The sequence below is a fragment of the Longimicrobiales bacterium genome, assembly GCA_028823235.1.
Lineage (GTDB): Bacteria > Gemmatimonadota > Gemmatimonadetes > Longimicrobiales > Gaopeijiaceae > UBA2589.
This window is the reverse complement of the sequence record JAPKBW010000001.1, coordinates 139,739-164,851: the sequence shown is the minus strand read 5'-3', so window position 1 is coordinate 164,851 and position 25,113 is coordinate 139,739. Positions and strand designations below refer to the sequence as shown.

The window sequence follows — 25,113 nt, the reverse complement described above, 5'->3', positions numbered from 1 at the left end:
TTCCCTAGGCCCTGTATACTGCCAGCGGAACTGACTCTGGATTTGACGTTCGCGGTGCGATTCCTCGCTATGTGAGCACCAGCAGCATGGGGGGCGATTATGGAAATGTATGCCGCTAGTTCCGCCCCGGCTCGAAATCAGCGGCCCGCCATAGCAGCGCGCTTTGGTAGTATCTCCCGTTCGTCATCACCGCAGACACGCTCCGGATATTCACGAAGTCGTCGAGCGGATTGCGATCCAGGATCGCTATGTCCGCTTCTTTGCCTACTTCCAGCGTGCCGGTTTTCGAGGCCATCCCCATCGCTCGCGCGGGGATGATCGTTGCGGTCCGCAGTGCGTCGAGAGGTGTGAGCCCCCCGAGGTCGTGGTACGCCTCCATCTCCCGGTAGAGACTGAAGACCGGTACCACGTTGTCCGTTCCCGCGACGATCGGGACGCCGGCCCGATGGAATGTCCCGATGATCTCCATCGCTCTTTTCACGTCTTCGGTCATCTGCGCGGCACGCAGCGGACTGACACCCGGCAGGAATCTCTTCCCTTCCCAGAGCTCATACGCGATACGCGTGACGTCCGGCTCTACGGTTTCGACGGGAGTGCCTCTCGGCAGGTTCCGAATGATGTCGAGTGAAATCGTGGGGTCGAGGACGATTCTGTGTTCCAGGAAGAACGAGGTCGCCCTTCTGATCTGGCCGCGCGTCAGCTCACGGTCAAAGAGGTAGAGGCCGCCGAGATCGACTACCTCTTCGTCAGGAAAGAGCACCGACAGGAACAACTCTCGATGGTTGAACTGATCCATACCTCGTGCGACCGCTTCGACTGCGTTGCCTACCGCCCGGGGCACATGCCCTGACACGGTCATCCCCCTCGCGTGGGCCTCCTCGGTAAGTACCGAGAGGACTTCAGGCTCCACTGCGGTATAGATCTTTATCTGCTTGTAGCCTTCATCGAAGTAACGGGCCACGACGGAGCGGGCCTCGTCTGTCGTGGTCGCGCGAATGACGCCGTTCCCGGTGACGCCCGCTCCGTCCACCATCCCCGCGAGAAGAATGTCTGGGCCCATCGCACCATCGTTCGCGACGGCATCCCTGAAGGCCGTGGCGAACTCGAGCTCGTTGCCCAGATCACGGATGGTCGTGATCCCGCCCGCCAGGTACGCGGGTGCCCACTGGACCTGGTTCGAATGAGCGTGCATGTCCCAGAGCCCCGGAATCAGCGTCTTCCCCGACACATCGATCACGCGTGCGTCGGATGGGATCACGACCTCGCTGATGCTGCCGATCTCCCTGATGCGCCCTTTCGCGACGATCACGGTCATGTCGCGCCGAGTGACATCACTAAGTGCGTCGACGACGTCGCCCCCAACGAGTGCCGTGACTTCTGACTGCTCGCCTTGCAGCGACTCGGTGTAGTCGGCAAGCGTGCGCATTTGCTCTTCGACATTTCCTTCTATGAAGAAGGGCAGGGCTTCTTCGTACCCCTTCCGGATCGCTTCTCTGAACTGGGTATTGGCCTGAACGAGCGCGACCAAGTCGTTCGAATCATTGAGCCATATGGTGCGCAGGCCCCAGTTGATTCCTTCGACCACGTAGCGGTCGAGCGTGGTCGGGGTCCCGTCGATGTCGACGACGTCCTGGCCCCTTCGCGTGATCCTGACCTCGCCTCGCGGCAAGGTGGGTAGCGACCCGAGACCGCGGTCGAGGTAGTAGTGATACAGCATCATCTCCATGGCGGCGGGGATGTTGCTGTGAAGCGGGAAGCCTGCGGCAGAGGAGGCAGTGACGACCTCCATCGCCTTCTCCCGGATCGTCACGACGTCACTTTCGAACGCGACCTCGAGAATGTTGGTCGTGTCGCTATCCGCGATGCGTTGATTCACATATAGCGCGGGTGAGAGATCTATCCCGAGGCGGAGTTCCGCCTGCACCCCGGTGATACGCCCCCGCTCGTTCTCGCCCTGTAGCGAGCGGACGACGATCGAGTCCTGATCAGACGTGATGCTGAACGTCTCCTCTCCGATCAGAGATTGCCTGCGGTACATGAGGAACGCGCCGTCCTCGTTGAGGTCGGCCCAGTCTCTTGAGTCCGGGGTACAGCCGATCAGGGTCAACAGGACGATGAGTCCACCGCGACCAAGCATTGAGCGGCTGGTCATCGGTAGATCCGCCCGTCCTTCACGACGTGCTCCACGTACCCGAGCACATTGATATCGAAGAGCGGATTGCCTCGAACGACGATTATGTCAGCCAGTTTGCCGGGCTCGATCGTACCGAGATCGTTGCCGCGACGAATGATCTCCGCACCCGTCTTGGTCGCAGCCGAGATCGCTTGAATTGGCGTCATCCCGCTATCGACGAGCGCAGAGATCTCTCGCCACGCTGACTCAGTGTGGAAGTTCAGCGGACTTCCCGAGTCGGTACCCATCCCCATGACCGCGTTGGCCTCGATGAACTGACCGGCAGACAGCTGACTCTTCCGGATCTGCAGTGGAGTCGTGCGGAAGTACGACAGACGACGGAAGTCCTGGAAGGACCGCTGGAATTCTTCATACAGCTCGGGCGGCAGCGTCTCGACCAGTCGCCGGTCTTGCAGCCGTTCAGGGAATTCCACGGTGGCTTGGTAGACCCACGGTCGGTGCGCGATGGTCTGCACCACCGGAATGCCGCGATGCGCGATTTCCTGAACCAGCTCATCGGAGTATGGCGGGTTGCCCGCCGAGCCCGCGTGCTGGATCACGTCAGTGCCCGCGCGAATCGCGTTCCAGAGCTCGTCGGGACTATAGAGGTGGCTGTGGACCTGGATCCCGCGCTCATGGGCCGCCTCGACGACTGCTCGCAACATGTCCTCGGACATCCCTGCCCACGTCTTGATCACGTCCACGTCGGCATCTGCGAGTTCGTAGGTCCGCCGTGCAGCTTCTTCAGGGGTGCTCACCACATGTTGGAAATAGTCCGGGAACGAGCCCCACCGCCGGCCTGCGATCCAGGGTCCGCTCACGAGCATCCTCGGGCCCGGCACTTCGCCTCGATCGATCCGGTCGCGTACTCGAATGATCTCGATCGGTGCCCCGAGGTCCACCGCAGTGGTGACCCCTGCCATGAGAAGCTGACGGGCCGCGATCTCCATCATCTCTTCCTTCTCCCGCGTGAAGAAGGGGAACCACTCCGCGTACTCACCGTGACCGAGAAACATGGTGTGGACGTGGAGGTCGATCAGGCCGGGCAGCATGGTCATGCCGCGGGTGTCGATGACCTCGGCCCCAGCGGGAATCTCGATCTGGCTGGAGGGACCGACCGCGACGATGCGGTTTCCTTCAATCAGGACCGTCGCGTTGTGAACTGGCGGTGCCTCGTAACCGTCGATGAGCATTCCGCCGACGAGGGCGACGTGCTGAGCGGAGATGGGGTCGGCCAAACAGCCTAGAAAAATGCCCACTGACGCGATCGTTGATATGGGTCTAGTCACGGTGTTCAGGCCTCGGGAAGATGCGTACCGGGTTTCGTCTCGAAGCGCGATGATAGGAGGCGATGCGCCGGCGGGCGAGTTCACGTTTCTCTACGTCGGCGGCCTCAGCCTCGGGGCGATCACGGGCGGGTCGTTCGCGCTTGGCTCGCCGGTGGATGACCGGGATCGGCGAGTCGACGAGAGACTCGTGCAGATCAACACGACGGATCCCGCAACATTGACGCCCTGCGCGTACGTCCCGACGGATCGACGATGGGCGGCCGGCTGCGCTGGCCCGGGGCGTCACTCCATCCGGAGGGCATCCATCGGGTCGGCACGGCCCGCCCGCCCTGCAGGAATCCAGCACGCTGGCATCGCGACAACGCCTAGAAAAAGTGCCCCAGCCATATAAGTGAGCGGGTCGCGGGCGCTGACACCGAACAGGAAGCTCTCCAGTACCTGCGCTCCCGCCGCAGCGGCCAGGAGGCCGGCGGTGACCCCGATCACGGCAGTACGCATCCCCTCGCGAGCGACCTGCCCTGTGACCTGTCCCGATTCAGCACCAAGCGCGAGTCGGATCCCCAACTCGCGCCGGCGCTGCCCCACCGTATATGAAATGGCCCCGTAGACCCCGACACCAGCGAGTATGTAGCAGGTGTAGAAAAGGTTGTCCGGTGGGGTCAACATGCAGCGTGAGAACCAGTGTCTCGGGCTTCAATGCAGGCGGGGACTGGTGCGGGTCCCCAGCAACGAACATCATCCTTTCGGCCTCCGAATCTGAGCGTGCGACGAAGGGCTCCTCCATCAAGTACATCCAGCACCTCCGCACGTCCGGTGCGGTTATGTCGAGCTCGAGCTACCTCGTTGACCGCCTCGTAAAGGGCGTGGATTTCTCTACCGCGACCGCCATTGCTGAATTTGGCATTGGTAACGGATGCGTGACGAGGGAGCTGCTCCGGCGGATGCGCCCTGACGCTCGCCTCATCTCGCTGGAGATCAATCCGGCCTTCGTTGAGGATGGGAGGAAAATCCGGGACTCCCGTTTGACTGTCCGGCAGGCATGCGCGACGACGCTTCCCACAGTCCTCGAAGAAGAGGGCGTCGAATCTGTCGATGCGGTGGTGTCGAGCCTTCCCCTTGCGATCATGAACGACGACGTGGTGGACCGCCTCCTGGAGGCCGTCCACCAGTCGCTGGTGCCCGAGGGGCGGTTTCTCCAGTACCAGTACGGACTGAGCCAGAGGAGGCGTCTCTCGCGGCGCTTCGACGACGTTGAAGTGGGCTTCACGCTCTTTAACATGCCGCCCGCTTTCGTCTACGGGTGCACCCGACAAGCGACTGGCTGAACACGTACGAGGTTGGCCCCTCAAGGGGCTGGCCATACCATGTGCGACCCGATCGACTCGCGACAGACGGTGCCATGACGACCGCACGAAGCCTCCCGCAACCTCGCCTTCTTGGCGTACTCCTGATCAGCCTTACTGCCTGTGCCGAACCCATTCCTGTGGTCGGTACTCCCTTCGCCGCCGCACCGATTTCGAACGTGATCGACGGAGTAGTGTTTGAGGCGGGCAACTGGGAGCCACACCTTCCGGCCGGGGATGCCGGGACGTCGTGGGGAAACCACCGCGCGGTAGTTACAGTCGACGCATCGAAGGCAGATGTGGTCGTCGCGACCATTCCGTGGCGTCGCCATGATGGAGCTCCGGAGTCTAAGGCGATCGTCGTGGTCGACGCCGGCTCCGGACAGGCGCTGGAGAACGTTCTTCCGCTTCGCCTCGAACATGGGTCCGGGGATGTCGCGTTTCAGCCGAACGCGGGATCGAGTACTTACCACATCTACTACATGCCGTGGGAGTCCACGGGCGGCTATTACCCGACGGTCACATATCCAGCATCTCTCTCCCAGCCCGATGTCACCTGGTCCGCGACTGTCAGCGATGGTAACGCCGCTACGCTACCCAAGGCTCGCGTAACCCATATCCAGTCTGTCGACGATTTCCACAGCTTCTTCCCCATGGAAGTCGTCGCAGGGGCGGATGCCGCGAGCGCATTCGTAGCGGCGGCTCCGGATGGCTGGGCGCTCGTTCCCGAACACCGTGACTATCCGGTTCGGATGAAGCGATTCCTCCCGCAGCATTGGCCCGGGCGGGGACACACGGATGCGTTTCAAAGCGAGGTGCTGCGTGATGAAGCGTTCACCTTCCAGCTTGCAGTCGTCGCCGGTGCCCAGGACCTGAGTGACGTGGACGTTTCCTTCGACGGATTCCCGGCGTCGTGGGCGGAGACGCTCACGTGCTTGAACTGTGGTGGTGTGAACGAGAAGGGCGAGCACTTTGACAAGAGGGTCGATGTTGAGGCAGGGAGCGTGCAGCCACTCTGGCTCGGTGTGCAGGTCCCGGCCGATGAGTCGGCTGGGCTCCATACTGGGACCGTGACCGTGACGACAGCTGCTGCCGGCACGAAGGAGGTCACGGTAACCATCGATGTTCAGTCCGAGGTCGCAGGCAACCACGGGTTCGACGATCCTGAATTCATGACGCGTCTGTCGTGGCTGAACTCCACGGTCGGGACGGATCCTGATTTCGTAATCGCGCCCTTCCATCCCGTCCGGGTAAATGGGAAGGCGCTGGAAGTGCTGGGCCGCATGGTTGAGCTGGGTGCTTCCGGACTACCGGATGGCATCTACAGCGCGTTCGCTCCTGAACTGACGCACTTTCTCGACACATCTCAGCCAATCCTGGCCCAGCCCCTGTCATTCGACGTGCGTTCAGGCGGAGAACGAGTCGATATGCAGTCGAGTGCGTATACGGTTACCCAGGTCGCTCGAGGTCGCGTGGAGTGGGAGACCACCAACCGATCGACACAGCTCGAGATGCGAGTGGAGGGAGCCCTCGAGTATGACGGGATGCTCGACTACCGGGTCACTTGGCGGGCCTTGGAGGACGTGAATCTCGACGAACTCGCGTTGCCCGTCGCGATTCAGCCCGAGGCCGCTGACTACATGCTGGGCCTCGGTCACAAGGGTGGGAGAAGACCCGACTCCGTGGACTGGAAGTGGGGGATCGAGAACCATCAGGAAGGGGTCTGGCTCGGCGGCATCGAAAAGGGGCTGCAGTACGTCCTGCGTGACGACGATTACCAGCGCCCGCTGAACACGAATTTCTATCAGAACCAGCCCCTCCGGATGCCAGCGTCGTGGTCGAACGACGGACAGGGCGGGATCCGGATTGAAACCACGCCAGGCGCGGTGACCGCGACGAACTACTCAGGCCCTCGCAGCATGTCCGCGGGAGAGGAGTTGCACTACAACGTCCGCTTCCTGATCACGCCGTTCAAGCCGATCGACACCGGGGCGCACTTCCGCACCCGATTCGTGCATCAGTACGTCCCGGTTGACTCGGTCCAGGCGTGGGGCGGGACTGTCGTGAATATCCATCACGCGAACGAAATCAATCCGTTCATCAACTATCCCTTCTTCAATCTCGATGCTCAGACCGACTACATCGCAGAGGCCCACGCGAAAGGCATCAAGGTGAAGTTGTACGACACGATCAGAGAACTCACATACCGAGCGCATGAGTTGTATGCACTACGCAGCCTCGGTGAGGAGATCCTGAACGACGGAGAGGGAGGCGGCCATTCGTGGATGCAGGAGCATCTCGAAGATGGGTACCACTCGGCCTGGCACGCTTGGCGGGTCGATGACGCGGCGATGCTCAACAAGGGGACTTCCCGCTGGACGAACTACTATGTCGAAGGCTTGAACTGGTTGGCCCAGAACCAGGAAATCGATGGCCTGTATCTGGATGACATCGCCTTCAGCCGCGAGACTGTGAAGCGAATGATCTCGGTGCTACAGGAGCATCGCGACGAAGTCGTGATCGACCTTCATTCGGCGAATCAGTTCAATCCGCGGGACGGGTATACGAATAGCGCGATGCTCTATATGGAGCACTTCCCGTTCATCTCAAGACTCTGGTTCGGGGAGTACTTCGAATACGACCTCGATGAGGACTACTGGATGACCGAGGTGTCGGGGCTCCCGTTCGGCCTCATGGGAGAGATGCTCCAGGACGGAGGGCACCCCTACCGCGGCATGCTATACGGCATGACCGCGAGGAAATACGGCGACGTCGATCCGCGGCCCGTGTGGGGTCTTATGGACGACTTCGGAATCGATGAGAGTCAGATGAAGGGCTACTGGATCGACGATGCACCGGTCCGAACCGACCATCCTCGCGTCCTAGCCACGACGTATGTGCGCTCGGACGGAATCTTGGTCGCGCTGGCGTCGTGGTCTGATCAGGATGAGATCGTGACGCTGGAGATCGATGGCGAGATCTTGCCCGGTGCTGGCGGCGCCTTGGACGCTTTTTCTCCCGCAGTGGACGGGCTGCAGACTGCTCAGAACCTTGATACTCAGAGGGTGCTGGTGCCAGCGAATCGGGGGCTGTTCGTCTTGTTGAGACCCTCCTCTTAGGTGGTCCCCGGGCAACGGAGTGACTCTGGCTGACATCCAACCGACACGAATCAGAGTCGTCGGTCGCAGGAAAAAACGACGGGGCAGGACGCGAGGTGGACGGTATCGGTGCGGGTGTACGGGCGGGCCTGAGGTTTCCGAAACTCGTTGGTCTCAGAGCCAGCGCGATTGCTCGACAGGCGATGTCGGCGATGAATCCGGGGTTCTGAGGCAAGTCAAGTTTGACGGACGTGTATCGGACTCGCCAGAATCCGCGCTCATCCTCAACTGGACGGCCGCATGCACATCGATCTGACAGGGAAGACCGTACTCGTTACAGGAGCCAGCCGGGGCATTGGCAGGGGCTTGGCTGAGGGCCTCGCGGGCGCGGGGGCCAGTGTCGCCGTTCACTACGGGCAAAGCCAGGCGACAGCCGACGAACTCGTGGCTTCACTTGGGAATGGATCGAGAGCCTTCCAGGCGGACCTCGCGGATCCACAAGCTTGTCAGCGCCTGTTCGCGGACATCGTCGAGGCCTATGGGCGAGTCGACGCGGTGGTCAACAACGCAGGTATCGCGCTGAGCATTCCGTTCGATGGCGTTGGCGAGGAATGGCTGGACGCGTGGAACCGGACGATGGCGGTGAACCTGAGAGCGGTCGACATCTTGAGCCGTCTCGCTGTCGGGCACTTCGAAGAGCATGGCGGAGGTCGCCTTATCAACGTTGCATCTCGTGCGGCGTTCCGGGGCGACAATGCGGACTCACTCGCCTACGCTGCATCGAAGGGCGGTGTCGTGGCCCTGACGCGGAGCATCGCACGCGCATTTGGAAAATCAGGTGTGAGCGCCTTCGTGATCGCCCCTGGCTGGGTGCGGACTGATATGGCGGAGGGTCATCTGGAGGCGCACGGTGAAGAGGGCGTCGTGAATGACCTGGCGCTGGACCGGCTTACGGAGCCAGCCGACCTGGCTCCCCTGATCGTGCTGCTCGCGAGCGGACTCGCCGACCACGCCACGGGTGGGACGTTTGATGTGAATGCGGGCAGCTACGTGCACTAGGACGTAATGATCTGGTCCCGGCCTGTCTCCGTAGTTACGTGGAGGTCCTCTCTGCGGTCTGATTCTTCAGGGCTCGGGCGACCATCTTGGCGGCCTGGATGTCCTGTATCGCGACCCCGGTCAGATCCGCGACCGTGATCTGATCCTCTCTCGTGCGTCCGAGCGCCGGGTCGAGGAGGACTTGGCCGAGTTCACGAATGGCATCCTCGCCGAGGATGCCCTCGCGAACTGCAAAGTGGCACTCGCCGTGGTCGACGCACTGCGCCACGCTGTCCGCCACCACCACGTCAGCCCGGGCGAGCACCTCGGCCTCCAGTTCCTGTTTCCCGTGGTCATCGGATCCCATCGCTGTTATATGTGTGCCCGGCTGAACGAGGTCTGCTCGGATCAGGGGATCACGAGCGGACGTGGTCGTCACAATGAGGTCGCTCGAAGTCACGAGGTCGTCGAGCGTCAGAGCAGCCTCGATCTCCAGGCCCCAGTCCCGAATGCTCTCCTTACTCCGGAGTTCATCGATCATCGCCTCCACCTTCTCTGCATCGCGCCCCCACACGACGCACTTCCGGCAGTCGGTCACTTCCGACAGCATTTCGAGTTGCATCCGGGCCTGTACACCGGTTCCGACGATCCCGATTTGCTGCGCTGCACTTGGGCCGAGGTGCTTCGCCGCGACCGCTCCGGCTGCGGCGGTTCGCATGTCCGTGAGCCAGCACTCGTCGATGAGAATGAGCTCAGGGGCGCCGGTCTTCTGGTTGAATACGAGGAGAAGCCCGTTGCTATCAGGGAGCCCCAATTTTCCGTTCTCGTAGAAGCCCGAGGCCATCTTCAGGACGTAGTACTCGTCTTCGGCTACGAAACCGTACTTGATGTGCACGTCTCCCGGCGGGTCGTCGAAGTGAAGGAACCCGACCGGAGGGACGGTGACACGACCCTCGGAGTAGAGTACGAACCCGGCCTCCATCTCCGTGATTAACTCGGGAGCATGGATGAGTGGCTTGATGTCTTCGAGTGCGAGTAGGGTGGTCACGTGTAGGCTCGGTGATGGGATGTGCGGTCACCAGGATGTGGCGAAACCCTCCGTGTGCGCTACCCGCAGGGGTCGAGTCGGCTGATCACCGCGAAGGGGTTGAGATGAAGCGAACGACCCCAGGGCGCCCGTGGTCGAGCCCCGACAGATGGTCGAGCCAGTCGGAGCGAACGGCCACCAGGTAAGTCAGTCTGGAGGGCACGAACGAAGGCCACGGCTTCCGACACCGATGGAATCAGTTCTATGCGGGGCTCGCGTATCAGTAGATGACCCGTGAATGTCTTGAGGCACCCACGAACTGATCCCGCATCTCAGGTAGCTGTTCCCATGAAACGAGCCGTCCAGCTTACCGCTCTTCTGCTCGGCCTCGGTTTCGGCCTACTGGTCGGACGGGCCGAAGCTCAGGTGCTGAACATGCCGTTACCGCCGCTTCCAGATAACCAGGAGATGCTGGTTGTAGAGGTGAACTTGGCTCCGAGTCAGGAGTCGCCACCGCACCGGCACAACGCGCATGTCTTCGTCTACGTGCTCAAGGGCCGCATCAACATGCAGGTGGCGGGGGGAGAAGTCGTCAACCTGGGCCCCGGCGAGATGTTCTATGAAGACCCGGCCAGTGTACACATGGTGTCTCAGAACGCCAGCCACACGGAGACGGCAAAGTTCCTGGTGCATATCATCAAGACGGTGGGGGAGCCGGTGAGTGTACCCGCAGGTGGGGACAACTGACGGTCCCCTCCTCGCCATGAGCTCGATGGACGACTGGTCGCCTGCTGACTCCGCCGAGCTCTACCGCGTAGAACATTGGGGGCAGCCGTATTTTGGAGTCTCGTCTCACGGCACCGTGGAGGTGTATCCGACGGGCGATCCCGCCGTTGCCATCGACCTTCACGATGTAGTCGAGGGACTCCTGGCTCGGGACCTGCACCCGCCCGTCGTCATCCGTTTCCCGGATATTCTGAAGCACCGCATGCAGATGATCCGTTCGGCCTTCGATGAAGCGATCAGTGAGAATGGTTACTCGGGACGCTATCAGGGGGTCTATCCGATCAAGGTCAACCAGCAGCGCCATCTCTGCGAAGACGTTCGCACCCTCGCGTCGGAGTTCGATTTCGGGATCGAAGTAGGGTCGAAGCCAGAGCTGATCGCAGGCTTGGGCCTGACCGCGGGCCTGAGCGATATGCCCCTCGTCTGCAACGGCTTCAAGGACGCTGAGTTTATCGAGACGGTGGTTCTCGCGTCGAAGATGGGTCGAAACGTGATTCCGGTCGTTGAGCAGGCGAAGGAACTCAGGATGATCACGGAGCTTGCCGCTGCTCACGGAGTGCGACCGAAGATTGCGATGCGGGCGCGGCTCACGACGAGCGGGATCGGTCGCTGGGCTTCCTCAGCAGGCATTCGTGGGAAGTTCGGACTCACGATCTCCGAGATGCTCGATGCGGTCGACCATTTGCGACGCGTCGAGATGCTCGATGGCCTGTACATGCTCCATTGCCATATCGGGTCCCAGATCTTCGACATCCACACGGTGAAGGATGCGGTCCGGGAGATCGCCCATCTCTACGTGCAACTCGTCGGCCTCGGTGCGCCCATCAAGGCGCTCAACCTCGGCGGAGGGATGGGCGTCGACTACGACGGTTCTCAAACGGCCACTGCGTCGTCCGTGAACTACACCGTCGAACAGTATGCTGCCGATGTAGTGCACCGAATTCAGACGATCTGTGACGAGGCTGGCATCGCGCATCCGGACATCGTCACCGAGTCGGGGCGGGCCCTGGTCGCGCACTCGAGCCTTTTGGTTTTCGATGTGCTGGGCGCGCGAAGGTATCCGGACAAACCCGATCATGATCGACTCGCCCGGGCGCTCGCCGAGGAGAGCCCGCCCCAACCGCTGCTCGACCTCCTCGCCGCGTACAAGCGCCTTGAGGACGAAGCGCTCGAGGTGCACGATCTCGCGGAGATCTTTGCGGACGCCGAACACGCGTTCGAGGAATCGAAGAGCCTGTTCTCGCTTGGCCACATGGACATCCTCGCGCGCGCGGCTGCGGAGGGACTCTACTGGGCCACCGGTCACGCAGTCGTGCGCAGACTCGGTGACGACCTGCCTGAAGATCTGGCGGGGCTCTCGGCCCTGCTGGGCGATGTCTACTTCGCGAACGTGAGCGTCTTTCAGTCACTGCTCGATTCGTGGGGCATCGAACAGCTGTTCCCGATCATGCCGATTCACCACCTCGATGAGGAGCCGACACGGAGGGCTACGCTAGCAGATATCACGTGTGACTCGGACGGCCGCATTGATCGATTCGCTGGCGCCGATGGGCCGGTGGGCCTCCTTCCGCTCCATCCCTTGAGCGCTCCGGACGGCACGCACGAGCCCTACTATCTCGGGGTCTTCCTGACCGGTGCGTACCAGGAAGCACTGGGGGATCTTCACAACCTGCTCGGCGACCCCCACGTGGTGCACGTCGGACTCGGGTCGGAGGGCCGATGGCAAGTCGATGCCGTCGTCGACGGAGACACGGTGGGCGAGGTCCTCGAGTACGTGCAGTACGACACCCCTGCACTTCGCAAAACGTTGTTGCGGGATGTCGAAGGTGCCGTAGAGCAGGGAACCCTGAGCGGCGCCGAAGGAACTGTGCTTCGACGATTCTTTGATCAGGCTGTCGAGGGATACTCCTACCTCGAGTAGCCGCGAATCAGATGGGCCGCGGCTGCGAAACGTACTGACGTAGCGGTCTTGCAGCTGTCTTGCTGTACGCCATGTGAGCAGGCGCAGGGTCGGGATCATGTTGTACGGCGAAACTGGAAGTGGGTGAGTGCGACCCCACCCACTCCCAGTCGCATATCAGCTTTCGCCAGCCAGTCCCTCGACCGCACGTGCGAGCATGTGAACCCGCTCGGCGTCCGCCGATTCGGATGCTTGCCCTTCGATAGTGTCGGCCAGACCCGACAGAGCGGACCGTCTCGCTGACCCCGAGGTCGCCTCGGCAGCGGTCAGCGCGGCTCGTACCTCTGTGACCCATGCAGAGGAGACCGCTCGTGAACGCTCAAGTTGATCAACGTACGCCCGCGCCAGCGAGAACGTGTGCGGCCATACGTACTGGGGCTGACCTTGGGAATTCAGGTGGTCGAGCCGAACCGAGTTCGCGGCATCGATCTCATTCTGAGAAAGTCCCGCGCTCGGCGTAAGCTCGAAAATGTCGAGCCCTCGGGAAATTTCCGAGCTCACCAACAGACCGTTGTACCAATATACGGACCAGCTTCCGCCTGGACCCATCGTGTTGGCGTCGGACGGCCCGCGGTCATGAAATGCGAGTTCCACCGGGTTGCTCGGGTCGGTCCAGTCGAAAATGGAAATGCCGCCCTGATACCAGGACTGCACCATGATGTCCCGGCCTGGAATCGGGATCAGTGATCCGTTGTGCGCCACGCAGTTCTCGAACGATGTCTGGGCCGCGGGGAGCTTGTAGTAGCTCTTGAAGTCCATCGTCTGGCCGTCGAGCGAGAAGATGGCATTCGCGCCCCACTCCACCGGGTCGGTGGCGCGGCACTTCGGACCACCACCACCGCCCCACTCGTCGGTGAAGAGGATCTGGCTTCCGTCATTGTTGAACGTCGCCGAGTGCCAATACGAGAAGTTGGAATCTGCGACGGCTGCCAGTCTCGTCGGGTCAACCGGATCGCTGATGTCGAGAAGGAGGCCATACCCTTCGCATGCGCCGCCGGCCAGGCCAATCGCTGGATAGACGGTGATGTCGTGGCACTGGGTCGGGCCCATCTCTTCACGGTCTTCGCCTGCACCTCCGCCCATCATGACGGCGACCATCGTCGGGATGTATCCGCGCAGCGCTGCACTATCTGCGGCCGTGACGGTTGAGCCGCCGCGGGCGGTCATTATGCTGTCGAGAATCGGTGAGGTGAATTGAGGCGGCAGTGCCATCGCCTGTCCGCCGAAGTCGGCGATGAACGCACCGGATGCTTCTGCTTCGGCGATAGCAGCCAGGTCGTCCGGCGCCGGACCGTGGGTCGGCGGTGCTGCCAGATCGTTGAAGATGCGGGGTGAGCTGACAATGGCCGCGTCCTGAGGACGAGCGAGCGGCACACGAATGACTTCGATGCGGAACAGTGCCGAGTCCGGATCGTCGTTCGGGAGCGCGTCCGAGCAGCCAGCCAGTTCTTCAGAGGGTCGCACGGGTGCCGAACCAGACACGTAGATGTACACGTTGTCATGATCATCGGGGTCTTCGAGCACGGTGTGCGTGTGCGAGCCTCGGCAGGTCTGGACGTTCGTAACGTGCTGCGGGTTCCGTATATCCGTGATGTCGAAGATTCGAATACCGCGCAGGCGTTCGTGGCTGACGGCCTCCGACACGCCCTGCTCACCACAGTCGAGTCGACCGGTCATGCCCTCGCCGGATACGAAGAGCAGGTCACCGAACACGGACACGTCGCTCTGGGACGCCGGGCAGACGAACGTAATCACCGTCGTCGGTGCGCTCGGATTGGAGATGTCCCAGATCTGGACGCCGTCGTAGTTGCCCTGGATCGCGTAGTTGTCCTTGAACGCGAGGTCCGAGTTGGTCGCCCCAATGAAGCGCTCGGGCGGTGGTGTCTTGGACACGACGTTCAAGTTCCAGACGGCCTCTTCGGCGTTGAACAGCCCGGCTCCTAGGCCGATCCGTGGGTCCGGGCTTGGTGCCGTCATGGAAAAAGGCTGGCGCGCCATGGTGGGCGAGATGCCGGCCGACCCCGAGGAGATCGACGAGGGCCCGCTACACGCGCCAAGCGTGATCAGCCCGATGAGGGAGAGCGCTAGCAGACCCCTTGTGGCGTGCCGCGGTGAATCAGTCGGATTCATTTTTCGGTTGTCCCTTTGAATGAGGATGTTGTGGTCAGCTGTTGGGATCGTTGCGGATGGCGTCCAGCATCTGCTGCATGCGGGCCACCTCCGTCGTTTGATCGACCTGAATGTCAGAGGCGAGCTTGAAGACGAACTCGTCCTGGGCGGCGCCATCGCTGGCGAAAAGATCGTGGACCATCTCGACTGCGCCGTTGTGGTGCTGGATCATGTAGGTGAGAAAAAGACGGTCGTACTCCGTGCCCTGAGCGACCGCCAGATCGCCAAGCTGCTGCTGCGAGAGCATTCCCGGCATGTACATACTGTGGTCGGCACCCGTGATCATCATGAGGCTACCCTGGCCGATTTCTGGGGCGGGGCGCCCACGGTCGGTGAGCCAGCGTCGCATCACGCTGATCTCGTCGGTCTGCGCATTGGTGATCCGGGAGGTCAGTCGCAGCACAGCTTCACTTGCCCCATTGGTCGGAGCGAGCGCGGACATCACCAACGCTTGAGAATGGTGGTGGATCATTCCGGTCATGAACGCCACATCCGCCTCGTTGACCTCCATCAACGCACTGTCTGCCCGGGCGTGGTAGAGAGCTTCCAGGCGAGCGAGGGTGGAGTCCGGCGCGGCCGAACTCGATGGCTCCGGCGTTCCGCCGCTACTAGCGCAGGCCCCTGCTCCCAGCGGGCTGAGCAGTATCGCGACGACCAGGTGTTTCCGATTACTTAGCATCGGTGGGAATCGATATGGTGGAGGGAGATGCCTACGCCTGCCAGCACAACGAACGTTGCGGCGGCCCGTCCGTCGAGTAGCCCTGTCATCCACACCAGCCAGTCGGGCCCAGCAGATTCGACAACCATGACGGTCTTGAAGTTGACCACCACCATGCCGAACACTGCAGCGGCGCGCGCTACATCAACCCCGATAACCCGCGTCTGATCGTCTACCATTCAAATCCTTTTCGGCAGTCCGGTCCGTCTCGACGCCCCAGGTTCCTCTTCGACTTCCTGCATCGCCTTGATCACGATCTTGATTGGTGCATAGAAGATCGATCTTGGGCGTGAAGGCTGACGAGGGTAGCAATCCCTCTAGCTCTGGTTAATCAAGAGAAGTTACAAACTGTTCCTGTCGATTAGAGACAGAAGCTATGCCCCCGGTGCCGCTTGGCGAAATCCCAGTCCGCTGCTATCTGCGGTACGCTTTGTGGTGCGCACAGACGTTACGGCACGCGGACCAGTGACCACTCGGGCAGGATTCTGTTCGGCGTCGACCCGACCGACTCCGTGAACCTGCTCATTGCGTCTGGGGCACTCCTGGCCGCTGGTGCTGTCGCTACTTTTTCGCCGACGTTGCGGGCGAGGACGATGGACTCCGGGGCTGTGCTACGCTCCGGCCAGGCGATTCAGCGCCTCTCCCGGTAGGGACCTGGATCGGAAAATCGACCCGAGATGGAGAGCCGTATAGGTTCTAGGTGGCGCGGCAGGATTAACTGAGCCTGAGGGTCCGCCGCCCTCACTTCTGCTGCGAATGACTCGATCCATTCTGTGCGGTAAGCGATTGAGGAGCCGTACGGCGCCTGGAAATTGTCGGCGTGGGTGGGCATCACCACGGCCGGGAAGCCGGTCGCTTCGAGCAGCCGCGGTGTGTAGCGGGTGATTTCGAGATGAGATGGGGCAGCCCCGACTAGGGCGATGTCGGGCCGGATCCCTTCGATTTCTCTCTCGACGAAGTTCATCGAGCCCATCGTCATGACCTCGTGGCCAGCGATTCGAACGAGGTACATGAGAGAACCTCCCTCAACGAGCTGGTTGATCCGCAGAGGTCGGGTGACGCCATCCTCGACCGACGCTGACTGGTAGTAGCGCTTGTCACCAAGTGGGCTGTGCAGGCTCGGAATAACACGAATGGACACATCGCCGAAGTCGTAGTCCTCCCCACCTCGGACTGTGATCAGCTGGCCGTCAGGAACGCCGTAGGCTCGCATGATGTTGATCGTCGATTCGTGCCCGATCACCACGGCACCTGTTTTGTGCGCGAGGTACGGCACGTCCATCACGTGATCGGGATGCGAGTGCTGGACGAGGATGTAGTCGGCCCGGGGGATCTCAGCGTCGATCAGTTCCGTGTCGCTGAACAGCGTGTCGGTCCGCGTGAACGTCGGCCGTGGGTCATCGGGATCCCAGCTCGAACTGGCACCATACTTGGCGCGCGTGAGATACGGATCGACGAGCACGACCGGACCGCGAGTTCCTTCTCCATCTGCAGCCGCCATTTCCCATCCAGCAGCTCCGAGGTAGCGGAGTGAAATCGTATCGGCTGAAGCGACTCCTGAGCTCGCTTCAGACTGCTCGCCATCGGCGCCACCGCATGCGAAGAGGGCAACCGAAAGCACTAGGGTCGACAGGTGTCGTGACGAAGTGATTTTCATCGAGTGGTCGGGTTCAGGTGTTAGGTGGCGTCGGGCACGATCGGAAAAATGACATGAGATGGAGGCGCTGTGTCCATCCACACCGCGTTCGACGCCACGCGTCGGCTGGTCGCCTGACCTTCGGGCTCCAGTGTCGAGCGACGCCAGCCGTCCCCCCACCCGTGCTCTCGCTTCGAGCAGCACGACGGTCAGCCCGAGCTTCAGGAGCTCACGGGATGCGGTGAGGCCAGAGATGCCCGCACCGACGACAAGTACATCGGCGTCGTCGGTGCGGGTCATTTTGTCTGTGGTCAGGTGATCAACTCACGATCTGCATACCGAGAGACTGGAGCAGGCGATTGAACTCCTCCAGGTCGTCATCGAGGACGGCATCAAGCGCTATCGCTATCAAAGCGAGGCGTTCCTTGAGGATGACGTGAACCTCACCCTGTTGGTCCGTCGGGGGGAAATCGCCGATCGAGGTGGTGTTGAACAGATATCCCAGTCGCTCCATCAGGCGTGAGGGGTAGCGGACGCCGTCCTGTCCCGTGCCAGTCGCCCGCATCTGGAAGAGGCCCTCTTCCACTTCAATAAGAGTCTGATCGAGCGCGGTCGCGGCCGCGATGATTTCATCCTGCCCACCCTGTTCGGTGAGGATGTCGCGGGCGTCGAGAACCTGACGCCGTACGGATTCGATCCTTGAAATCATCGCTGACGCGCTGTCCGCGTCCGCATGAAGATCCTCCAGCATCGCGATCTGAAACTGAATGTCCGCCAGCGTGCCCTCCGAGTTCGGATCCTTCCTGACCTCCATTGACTCGGTGAACGTCTCGCCATTCACCCGTAGAGTGACGGTGTAGGTACCCGGCGCCTGGAGAATGGGCGGCCCACCGGCTCCTGCTGGCCCGCCACCAGGGAAGGGACGCTCGCGATCTTCACCGAGCTGGATGTCTTGCGCGAACAGCGGCTTCGTTCGGAGTCGAGGGAGCACCGACGGCTCGCCATTGAGATCCCACCAGACCCGATTTACCCCGGGACTGGCCACGCTAGAGAGCGTACGGACTACTTCGCCGGCCGCGTTAGAGATATCGATCTCGGCGTCACCCTCGCCGTCTGTTCCCATCCAGTAGTTGATGGAGGCACCGTAAGGTGGATCCACTCCGTCGGTCTGATCGTCGAACATCGCGTACTGCCCGGAAATGGGCCGGAAGCGATACGCTGCGCGTGGGCGGAAGAGGTGAGCAGCGCTTGCCTCGATTTCGGTCGTCATCTGCTGAAGTGGTGTCACGTCATCGAGGATCCAATAGCCGCGACCGTACGTGCCGATCACGAGGTCGTTGAAGTGTTCTTGTACGACGAGCCCGTACATCGGTGAGTGGGGCATGTTGGTATGCAACGAACGCCAGCTGTCCCCGTCGTCGAGCGAGAAGTACACCGAGGCTTCCGTGCCCAGGTAGAGCAGTCCCGGTCGCACCGGGTCCTCGTGGATACTGCGCGTGTAACTCAGAACCCCGTCGTCGACGCCTGAGGTGATCTGAGTCCAGCTGTCGCCGTAGTCGTCTGTCTTGTATGCGCGCGCCGCGAAGTCGCCGACCTGATGGTGTTCGATTGCGATGTATGCCTTCCCGGCCTCGTAGCGCGAAGCGTCGATGCTTCTCACGACCCCATCCACAGGAAGGTTCGGAATGTTGCCGGTCACGTCGGTCCACGAATCACCCCCGTTCCGGCTCACCTGAACGAGTCCATCGTTCGTGCCCGCCCAAAGCACGCCCGCTTCGAGCGGTGACTCATCGAAGGCGTAGATCACGCAGCAGTACTCGACTCCGATGTTGTCCGGTGTGAGCCCGCCACTGATGCCCATCTTGCTACGGTCGTTCGTTGAGAGATCCGGGCTGATCAGTTCCCAGCTCTGTCCGCCGTTCTGCGTGCGATGGACGTGCTGGCTGGTCACATAAATGGTGTTGTTGTCATGCGGTGAGATGAGGAGTGGGAACGTCCACTGAAAGCGGTACTTCACGCTGTCTGCCGGATGACCAATCGCAGTTTCGGGCCAGACCTCCACCTCCCGGTATTGCTGAGTCTTGGCGTCCCAGCGGACGACGATCCCTCCTCCTGCTCCCGCACCCGAAGCGCTGGACCAGACGATGTTCGGATCCGTCGGATCGGGCGTCGCGAATCCGCTCTCACCGCCACCGACCGTGATCCACGCACTGCGAGGGATGATTCCGGGACCGAACATGCCACCCATTCGAGCGTTCGATGGACCCCTTGCCGACGGACCGTCCTGACGATTGCCCATCACATTGTACGGAACCGCGTTGTCCACGGTCACGTGGTACATCTGAGCGACGGGAAGCTGGACTCGGAACCAGGTCGCCCCTCGGTTCTCCGAGATCGATATCCCACCGTCGCCGCTGACGGCCTGTCGGTCGGGGTTGGCCGGGTCGATCCACATGTCGTGGTGGTCCCAGTTCGGACCCTCGAGGAAGCCAGCCGCGGTTGAGGTCAGCCCTCCGTCCAGCGACGTGCTGTACGCGGCCGCGATGAAGTAGGCCTCGTTCGCGTTGTCCGGAGCGACCTCGCACCGCGTGTAATAAGCGGTTCGCCCGGCGAGCTCCCGATTGTGGCTGGTGAGCTGCCAGTTGGTGCCGCCGTCGTCGGACCGCCACAGCTCGCCGCCGTCGGTATCGCCCTCTGCCCACGGCACACCATCACCCGTTTCGATCAGTGCATAGATACGATCTGAATCATCCGCGCTCATGCACAGCGCGATCTTGCCGACCTCGCGCGTGGGGAGCCCGTGTCCCTCGAGCCTTGTCCACGTAGAGCCACCGTCACGAGACATATGGATACCGCTACCGGGCCCACCGGAGGTGCGGGTCCACGTCCGCAGCGCGATCTGCCATGTCCCGGCGAGAAGAATCCGGGGGTTGTTGGGATCCATGACCAGGTCACTCGCTCCCGTCTCTTGATCGACGAACAGGATGTGCTCCCACGTCAGCCCTCCATCCATGGTCCGATAGATGCCTCGTTCCTGCTGGGGTGCGTACCCGTGCCCGACAGACGCTGCGTAGACAATGTCGGGGTTGGTTGGGTGCACGATGATCCGGCTGATACGCCCGGTGGCATCGAGCCCCATATGCGTCCATGTCTCGCCCGCATCAGTCGACTTCCAGACGCCATTCCCGATCGAAACGTTCGAACGAAGGAACGGCTCGCCGGTGCCCAGCCATACGATGTTCGGGTCGGAACTAGCGACTTCGATCTCGCCGATGGCGTGGACGGGATAGTCATCGAACATCGGGCGCCAGTTCAGGCCGGCGTCGTCGGTCTTCCAGAGACCACCGGAAGCCGCGCCGGCGTAGTAGGTGAATCGGTCGCCGATTACTCCGGCGACTGATGTGATCCGGTTTCCTGTCGGTCCGATATGGCGGAACTGCAGGGCCGTCAGTTGCTCCGAGCCAACGTTCTGAGCCGAGAGTGGGGCCGTCAGGTCGGCAGATGCCGCGAGGGCGAGACCGAGGCCGAGTCCTAGACTGAGGCCCATTGTGATGGTGCGTCGCGTTACAGAGTCGGATGACCGCATGAGGCATTTCCAGATCGGGACGTTGAGCGGGGCCTCAAATGGCGGACCGGCCCGGCGAAGGGCAAGACGTGCCTGGGGTCGAGAGCTTTCTGTCTTCGCCGCTGCGGGGTAAGCTTTAGCCCCGCTTTCCGAGAACATTATGGAGCAGGGCCGACATGCGAGTGAGAACCCGATCGATTCCGTTCGTCATTGTGGCAATCAGCGGGGGCATGCTGAACGGGTGTGCCGATGTTGAGCCGCCGCGTGGCGATGAGGTTTCGCCGCCCGCGGTCTCCGAGGCCCTCCGTCACCTCATCGGCGAGTATCTGGAGGGATCCGACACAATGTCGATTCTGGAGAACGATGGGGGCCTCGTCCTTCTCCCTTGGAAAGGGGCTGCGGTTCTTCTGGAGTCGAGGACAGACGGAACCTTCGGAACGCCTGGCTCGGCGGTGGTGACCGTCCAGACGTCGGAGCAGGGCCGCACCGAGAGCATCAGCCTCGGGGATCGTGTGTTTCAGCGGATCTCTCTGGGTGCCGAGGACGGGGGCACTTTCCAGATCACCCCTGTGCGCAATCCGGAGGAGCTAAGGGCGGAGGCACTCGCAGCGAGTCCGCCCGTCGAAGACGGAGCGTTCCGAGACTCTGATCTGGTCGAGCTTGTTTCCCTGGATCCCACGATCTCCCTCGACGTGCGCTACGCCTCGACGAACAACTTCATGGGTGAGGTCTTCTACTCAGAACCGCGAGCGTTCCTCCAACGTCCAGCTGCGGAGGCGCTCGAGCGAGCTCATGACTGGCTCGGCGAGCGGGGTTATGGGTTGCTGATCCACGACGGATACCGACCGTGGTATGTGACGAAAATGTTCTGGGACGCGACGCCGGAGGACCTCAAGATCTTTGTCGCCAATCCGGAGAGCGGGTCGCGGCACAACCGGGGATGTGCGGTGGATCTCACGCTGTACGATCTGGCTACGGGCCTGCCGATCGAGATGGCCGGTGGATACGATGAGATGTCACCGCGCTCCTTCCCTGATTACCCGGGCGGTACGACCCGCCAGCGATGGCATCGAGAGCTACTCAGACAGGCGATGGAGGCGCAGGACTTCGCGGTGTATGAGATTGAGTGGTGGCACTTTGACTACCAAGACTGGCGTAGCTACCGCATTGGGAACGATCGCTTCGAAGATCTCGGCATGTAGTGACGTCAGGCGGGCGATCGGTCGGGAGAAGGATCATGGGAGACCGAGAAAATCTTTAGACCGACCTGCATGGTCGGGCCGATCAGTCCGGCGAACAGGACTGTCCCCAGTCCAATTGAGCCCCCCAGCAGCGCGGCCACGATCAGCACGGTGATCTCAACGGAGTTCCTCGTCATTCGTAGGCTCCGGTCGATCTTCCGCGAGAGCCCCATGACGAGGCCGTCTCGCGGGCCTGCCCCGAGCCGGGCTCCGATGTAGACGGCAGTTGCGAGCCCCAGCACGAGAATCCCACCGACGAACTGCACGATTCCGAGGGCGTAGGTCGGGGCCGTAGGAAACCACGAGACTTCGCGCATCAGGTCGATCCAGGGCCCCACCGTCAGCATGTTGCAGATCGTTGCCAGGCCGGGTCGCACGCCGAGCACGAGTCGACTGAATACGATCAACAGCAGGCCAATACCCTGAGAGATCCGGCCGAAGCTGAGTCCCGAGCGGCTGCTCAGGGCCTGGTGGAGCGCAGACCAGGGGTCGAGTCCGATCTGCGCCTCGAGCATCAACGCTAGGGCGAAGCCGTACAGGAAGAGCCCGACCTGCAAGCGAAATATCTGCCCCCAAAAGGGCCAGGAGGTTAGTCGCAGGCTCACCGATCCCGGCTCGGGTCGGTGCGCCTGCGACTCAGAGCCCGCCGTGACGCCTCATCATTTCAGCCTGCATGTCTTCACTGGCGTAGATCGCGATCAAGACCCGACGGTTGGCCTGGCGACCAGCCTCTGTCTCATTCGTGTCGACTGGATCCTGTTCGCCTCGACCCACCGCGGAAACTCGGTCATTATCCAGGCCGGCACCCAGAAGGAAGGTGCGTGCCGCGTCCGCTCGCCGCTCCGAGAGCGACTGGTTGAGCTCCACGTCCCCGGTGGAATCGGTGTGGCCGAATACAAGGACGCTTGTGCCCTCATAGTCCTCCAGGGACTCTGCCAGCTCTCGAAGATTCTGCGGTGCGGCGGTCCGAAGGGTCGACTGACCTACGTCAAAAAGAATTCCGGAATCGAAGGTTACGCCGATGCCTTCGCCGATTCTTTCGACCCTCGCGTTTGGCAACTTGTCTTGAAGGTCCTCGGCCTGAGCGTCCATTACGCCACCGATCACTGCACCCGCCGCTCCGCCGATCACTGCGCCGATGATGGCATCGCGTGCGCTCCCGCTGGCGGTTCCGCCGATCACGGCTCCGGCCGCTGCACCTCCGACGGCCCCTGTCCGAAGGTTCGTCGCGCAACTGCTCAGCGTCAGCACCAGCGCCAACATCAGCACGACCGACCCGCATCGACCCATTTCCAGACTCTTTATCCTGTCCCCCCATCGTGATGCGATCTTTGTGAATACTCGCGGTAGCCTGCCCGCCGGGAAGTCCCCGCGGCTACCAGTCGGCGGGTACGTAGTCCTTCAGGAACTGCCCCCATATGTGCTCGCCGGTATTCATACCGCTGATGATCGGATCCACGATGCGCGCCGCGCCGTCGACGATGTCGAGCGGTGGGTGGAATCGATGCATCTCGGTCTTCCTCGCGGCGATGGCCTCAGGGTCTTCATCCGTTACCCAGCCGGTGTCTACCGCATTCATATGGATGCCGTCGTTGTAGTAGTCGGTAGCTGCCGTCCGCGTCATCATGTTCAGTGCCGCTTTGGCCATGTTCGTGTGTGGATGCCGCGTCGTCTTCGCGTTCCGATAGAACTGCCCCTCGACCGCGGAGACATTCACAATGTGCTTGTCTCGGTTGTTGTTCCTCAGCATGAGCGGCTTGAGTCGTGCATTCAGCACGAACGGTGCTACCGCGTTGACGAGCTGGACCTCGAGAAGCTCCACGGTCGGGACATCGGCCATGAGCATCCGCCAAGAGTTCGTTTCGCGGAGGTCAATTTGTTGGAGGTCTTGGTCGAGCTCTCCCACTGGAAACAGCGCATCCTGAGCCTCCCGCTCTTCCGCGAGTAGAGGGATCTGAGAGAGCTCTGCCGCGTGTGTGATTCCCGGGATATTGAGAAGGTCCGGGTCGTGTGTGTCGATCGAAGGTCGCTTGCCGTCGGGCAGCATGTCGTGGCCCCGGAGCCCTTCATAGGATCCCAGCAGGCCCTGCACCCCGGATGGCAGCGCGTCGAGCGCCGCAGCCTCGTTCTCCATCATGTGTGCATAGAACTCGGGTGGGCGTCGTACCGTCTGGCAGGCATTACTGATGATGATGTCGAGCCGGTCTCGCGTGTTCAGTAGCTCTGAACAGAAGGTTTCAACGCTCGGCGTGTGTCGAAGGTCGAGGCCGTAAATCTGAAGTCGATCTCCCCACTCCGAATAGTCCTCTTCCGCCGCATAGCGTGCCGCGGCGTCTCTGGGAAAGCGCGTCGTGACAATGAGGTCAGCCCCCGACCGGAGCAGTTTGATTCCGGCTTGATATCCAATTTTGACTCGGCCGCCCGTGAGCAGGGCTGTTCTGCCAGACAGATCGGCAAGCTCACCACGCTTCCGGTAGTTCAGTTCCGCACACGGTGGACACATCTGGTCATAGAAATGATGCAACTCCGTGTAGTGGTTCTTGCACACGTAGCAATGCTGTCGTTGAGGCGCCCGATGGTCCGTATTCCCTTCGACGGCGGCGAGCGGTGCGCCTGCCGGTAGAGGCGGGTAAATATTTGGCGTGGTAAACGTCGGGCGCCGCCGTAGCGTGCGTATGCCGGTCTGTTCGAGCAGCTCCTCGCCCTTCTTTGTCGCCTCGGCCTTCCTCTGTTTCGCGAGGGCTCGGGTGAGCTGGCGCCGGCGAGTTTCGTCCGGAGTCCAGACTTTTCCGGCTGCGTGGAGCAACCGCTGCTGGTCAGCCTTGTCCACGGAGGCCAGCAGTGATCGATCATCGACGAGCCGCTCCAGCACGTCTGCCGCCGCACGGATCGCATCGGCGAGGTTCGTGGCGGACCGGGTATCAGAGACGCTCATTCCCTCAGCTTCGTTGTCTGTCGCGGATTCGCTCATGCGAGGAAGCTAGATCACTGCGAAAATCGGCCAAGGGAGCGCTAGGGTGCGACGGGAGGGAGTCCCGCCCACCCGTCGGTTCGCACGCAGGGTGCTGTA

General features: G+C 61.8%; 18 protein-coding genes. 6 read left to right on the top strand and 12 right to left on the bottom strand.

Annotated elements, in window-relative coordinates; translation table 11 throughout:
* Window positions 1-115 precede the first annotated feature (115 nt).
* The 3 genes from OSA81_00610 to OSA81_00600 form a co-directional block, all read right to left on the bottom strand.
* On the bottom strand, window positions 116-2,152 hold the full coding sequence (locus OSA81_00610) for an amidohydrolase family protein (protein MDE0897492.1): 2,037 nt from the start codon (window positions 2,150-2,152) through the stop codon (window positions 116-118).
* A complete protein-coding gene (locus tag OSA81_00605) occupies window positions 2,149-3,462 on the bottom strand; it encodes an amidohydrolase family protein (GenBank protein MDE0897491.1) in 1,314 nt (437 codons plus the stop codon). The genes OSA81_00610 and OSA81_00605 overlap by 4 nt, the downstream gene beginning before the upstream one ends.
* A gap of 282 nt (window positions 3,463-3,744) precedes the next feature.
* Entirely contained in the window at window positions 3,745-4,128 is a 384-nt protein-coding gene (locus OSA81_00600) for an FtsX-like permease family protein (protein ID MDE0897490.1), read from the bottom strand.
* A gap of 5 nt (window positions 4,129-4,133) precedes the next feature.
* Between OSA81_00600 and OSA81_00595 the strand changes: the two genes are divergently transcribed.
* From OSA81_00595 to OSA81_00585, 3 genes are all read left to right on the top strand, one after another.
* Window positions 4,134-4,787: a methyltransferase domain-containing protein gene (locus OSA81_00595; protein ID MDE0897489.1), complete on the top strand. Its 654-nt coding sequence runs from the start codon at window positions 4,134-4,136 to the stop codon at window positions 4,785-4,787.
* 74 nt (window positions 4,788-4,861) lie between these two features.
* Window positions 4,862-7,924 (top strand): DUF6067 family protein, encoded by a 3,063-nt coding sequence (locus OSA81_00590; protein ID MDE0897488.1) that lies wholly within the window; start codon window positions 4,862-4,864, stop codon window positions 7,922-7,924.
* A 279-nt stretch (window positions 7,925-8,203) separates the two neighbouring features.
* The gene (locus OSA81_00585; GenBank protein MDE0897487.1) at window positions 8,204-8,962 is read left to right on the top strand and encodes an SDR family oxidoreductase; all 759 of its coding nucleotides are present in this window, start codon (window positions 8,204-8,206) and stop codon (window positions 8,960-8,962) included.
* 34 nt (window positions 8,963-8,996) lie between these two features.
* On the opposite strand, the gene OSA81_00580 is transcribed toward OSA81_00585, so the two are convergent.
* The gene (locus tag OSA81_00580; GenBank protein MDE0897486.1) at window positions 8,997-9,989 is read right to left on the bottom strand and encodes a hypothetical protein; all 993 of its coding nucleotides are present in this window, start codon (window positions 9,987-9,989) and stop codon (window positions 8,997-8,999) included.
* A gap of 327 nt (window positions 9,990-10,316) precedes the next feature.
* Here OSA81_00580 and OSA81_00575 point away from each other — a divergent pair, with 327 nt between their 5' ends.
* Both OSA81_00575 and speA read left to right on the top strand, forming a co-directional pair.
* Window positions 10,317-10,715 carry a cupin domain-containing protein gene (locus OSA81_00575; GenBank protein MDE0897485.1) on the top strand — a complete coding sequence of 133 codons (399 nt, stop codon included), beginning with the start codon at window positions 10,317-10,319 and terminating at the stop codon, window positions 10,713-10,715.
* Window positions 10,702-12,675, top strand: a complete 1,974-nt coding sequence (gene speA, locus OSA81_00570) for a biosynthetic arginine decarboxylase (GenBank protein ID MDE0897484.1) — start codon at window positions 10,702-10,704, stop codon at window positions 12,673-12,675. Before OSA81_00575 ends, speA begins: the two co-directional genes overlap by 14 nt.
* A gap of 156 nt (window positions 12,676-12,831) precedes the next feature.
* Here speA and OSA81_00565 read toward each other — a convergent pair whose 3' ends face one another.
* From OSA81_00565 to OSA81_00545, 5 genes are all read right to left on the bottom strand, one after another.
* Window positions 12,832-14,844 carry a hypothetical protein gene (locus OSA81_00565; GenBank protein MDE0897483.1) on the bottom strand — a complete coding sequence of 671 codons (2,013 nt, stop codon included), beginning with the start codon at window positions 14,842-14,844 and terminating at the stop codon, window positions 12,832-12,834.
* 34 nt (window positions 14,845-14,878) lie between these two features.
* Entirely contained in the window at window positions 14,879-15,562 is a 684-nt protein-coding gene (locus tag OSA81_00560; GenBank protein MDE0897482.1) for a DUF305 domain-containing protein, read from the bottom strand.
* Complete coding sequence (locus OSA81_00555; GenBank protein ID MDE0897481.1) at window positions 15,556-15,780, bottom strand: heparan-alpha-glucosaminide N-acetyltransferase domain-containing protein; 225 nt, start codon at window positions 15,778-15,780, stop codon at window positions 15,556-15,558. Before OSA81_00555 ends, OSA81_00560 begins: the two co-directional genes overlap by 7 nt.
* A gap of 452 nt (window positions 15,781-16,232) precedes the next feature.
* Complete coding sequence (locus OSA81_00550; protein MDE0897480.1) at window positions 16,233-17,537, bottom strand: NAD(P)-binding protein; 1,305 nt, start codon at window positions 17,535-17,537, stop codon at window positions 16,233-16,235.
* 19 nt (window positions 17,538-17,556) lie between these two features.
* Window positions 17,557-20,823, bottom strand: a complete 3,267-nt coding sequence (locus OSA81_00545) for a hypothetical protein (GenBank protein ID MDE0897479.1) — start codon at window positions 20,821-20,823, stop codon at window positions 17,557-17,559.
* Between the two features lie 155 nt (window positions 20,824-20,978).
* Here OSA81_00545 and OSA81_00540 point away from each other — a divergent pair, with 155 nt between their 5' ends.
* Window positions 20,979-22,004 carry a M15 family metallopeptidase gene (locus OSA81_00540; GenBank protein MDE0897478.1) on the top strand — a complete coding sequence of 342 codons (1,026 nt, stop codon included), beginning with the start codon at window positions 20,979-20,981 and terminating at the stop codon, window positions 22,002-22,004.
* Between the two features lie 5 nt (window positions 22,005-22,009).
* Here the strand turns inward: OSA81_00540 and OSA81_00535 are convergent, their stop codons facing one another.
* The 3 genes from OSA81_00535 to OSA81_00525 form a co-directional block, all read right to left on the bottom strand.
* A complete protein-coding gene (locus OSA81_00535) occupies window positions 22,010-22,648 on the bottom strand; it encodes a hypothetical protein (GenBank protein ID MDE0897477.1) in 639 nt (212 codons plus the stop codon).
* A 31-nt stretch (window positions 22,649-22,679) separates the two neighbouring features.
* Window positions 22,680-23,306, bottom strand: coding sequence for an OmpA family protein (locus OSA81_00530; protein MDE0897476.1), 627 nt, complete (start codon window positions 23,304-23,306; stop codon window positions 22,680-22,682).
* A 112-nt stretch (window positions 23,307-23,418) separates the two neighbouring features.
* Window positions 23,419-25,014, bottom strand: coding sequence for an SDR family oxidoreductase (locus OSA81_00525; GenBank protein ID MDE0897475.1), 1,596 nt, complete (start codon window positions 25,012-25,014; stop codon window positions 23,419-23,421).
* Window positions 25,015-25,113 lie beyond the last annotated feature (99 nt).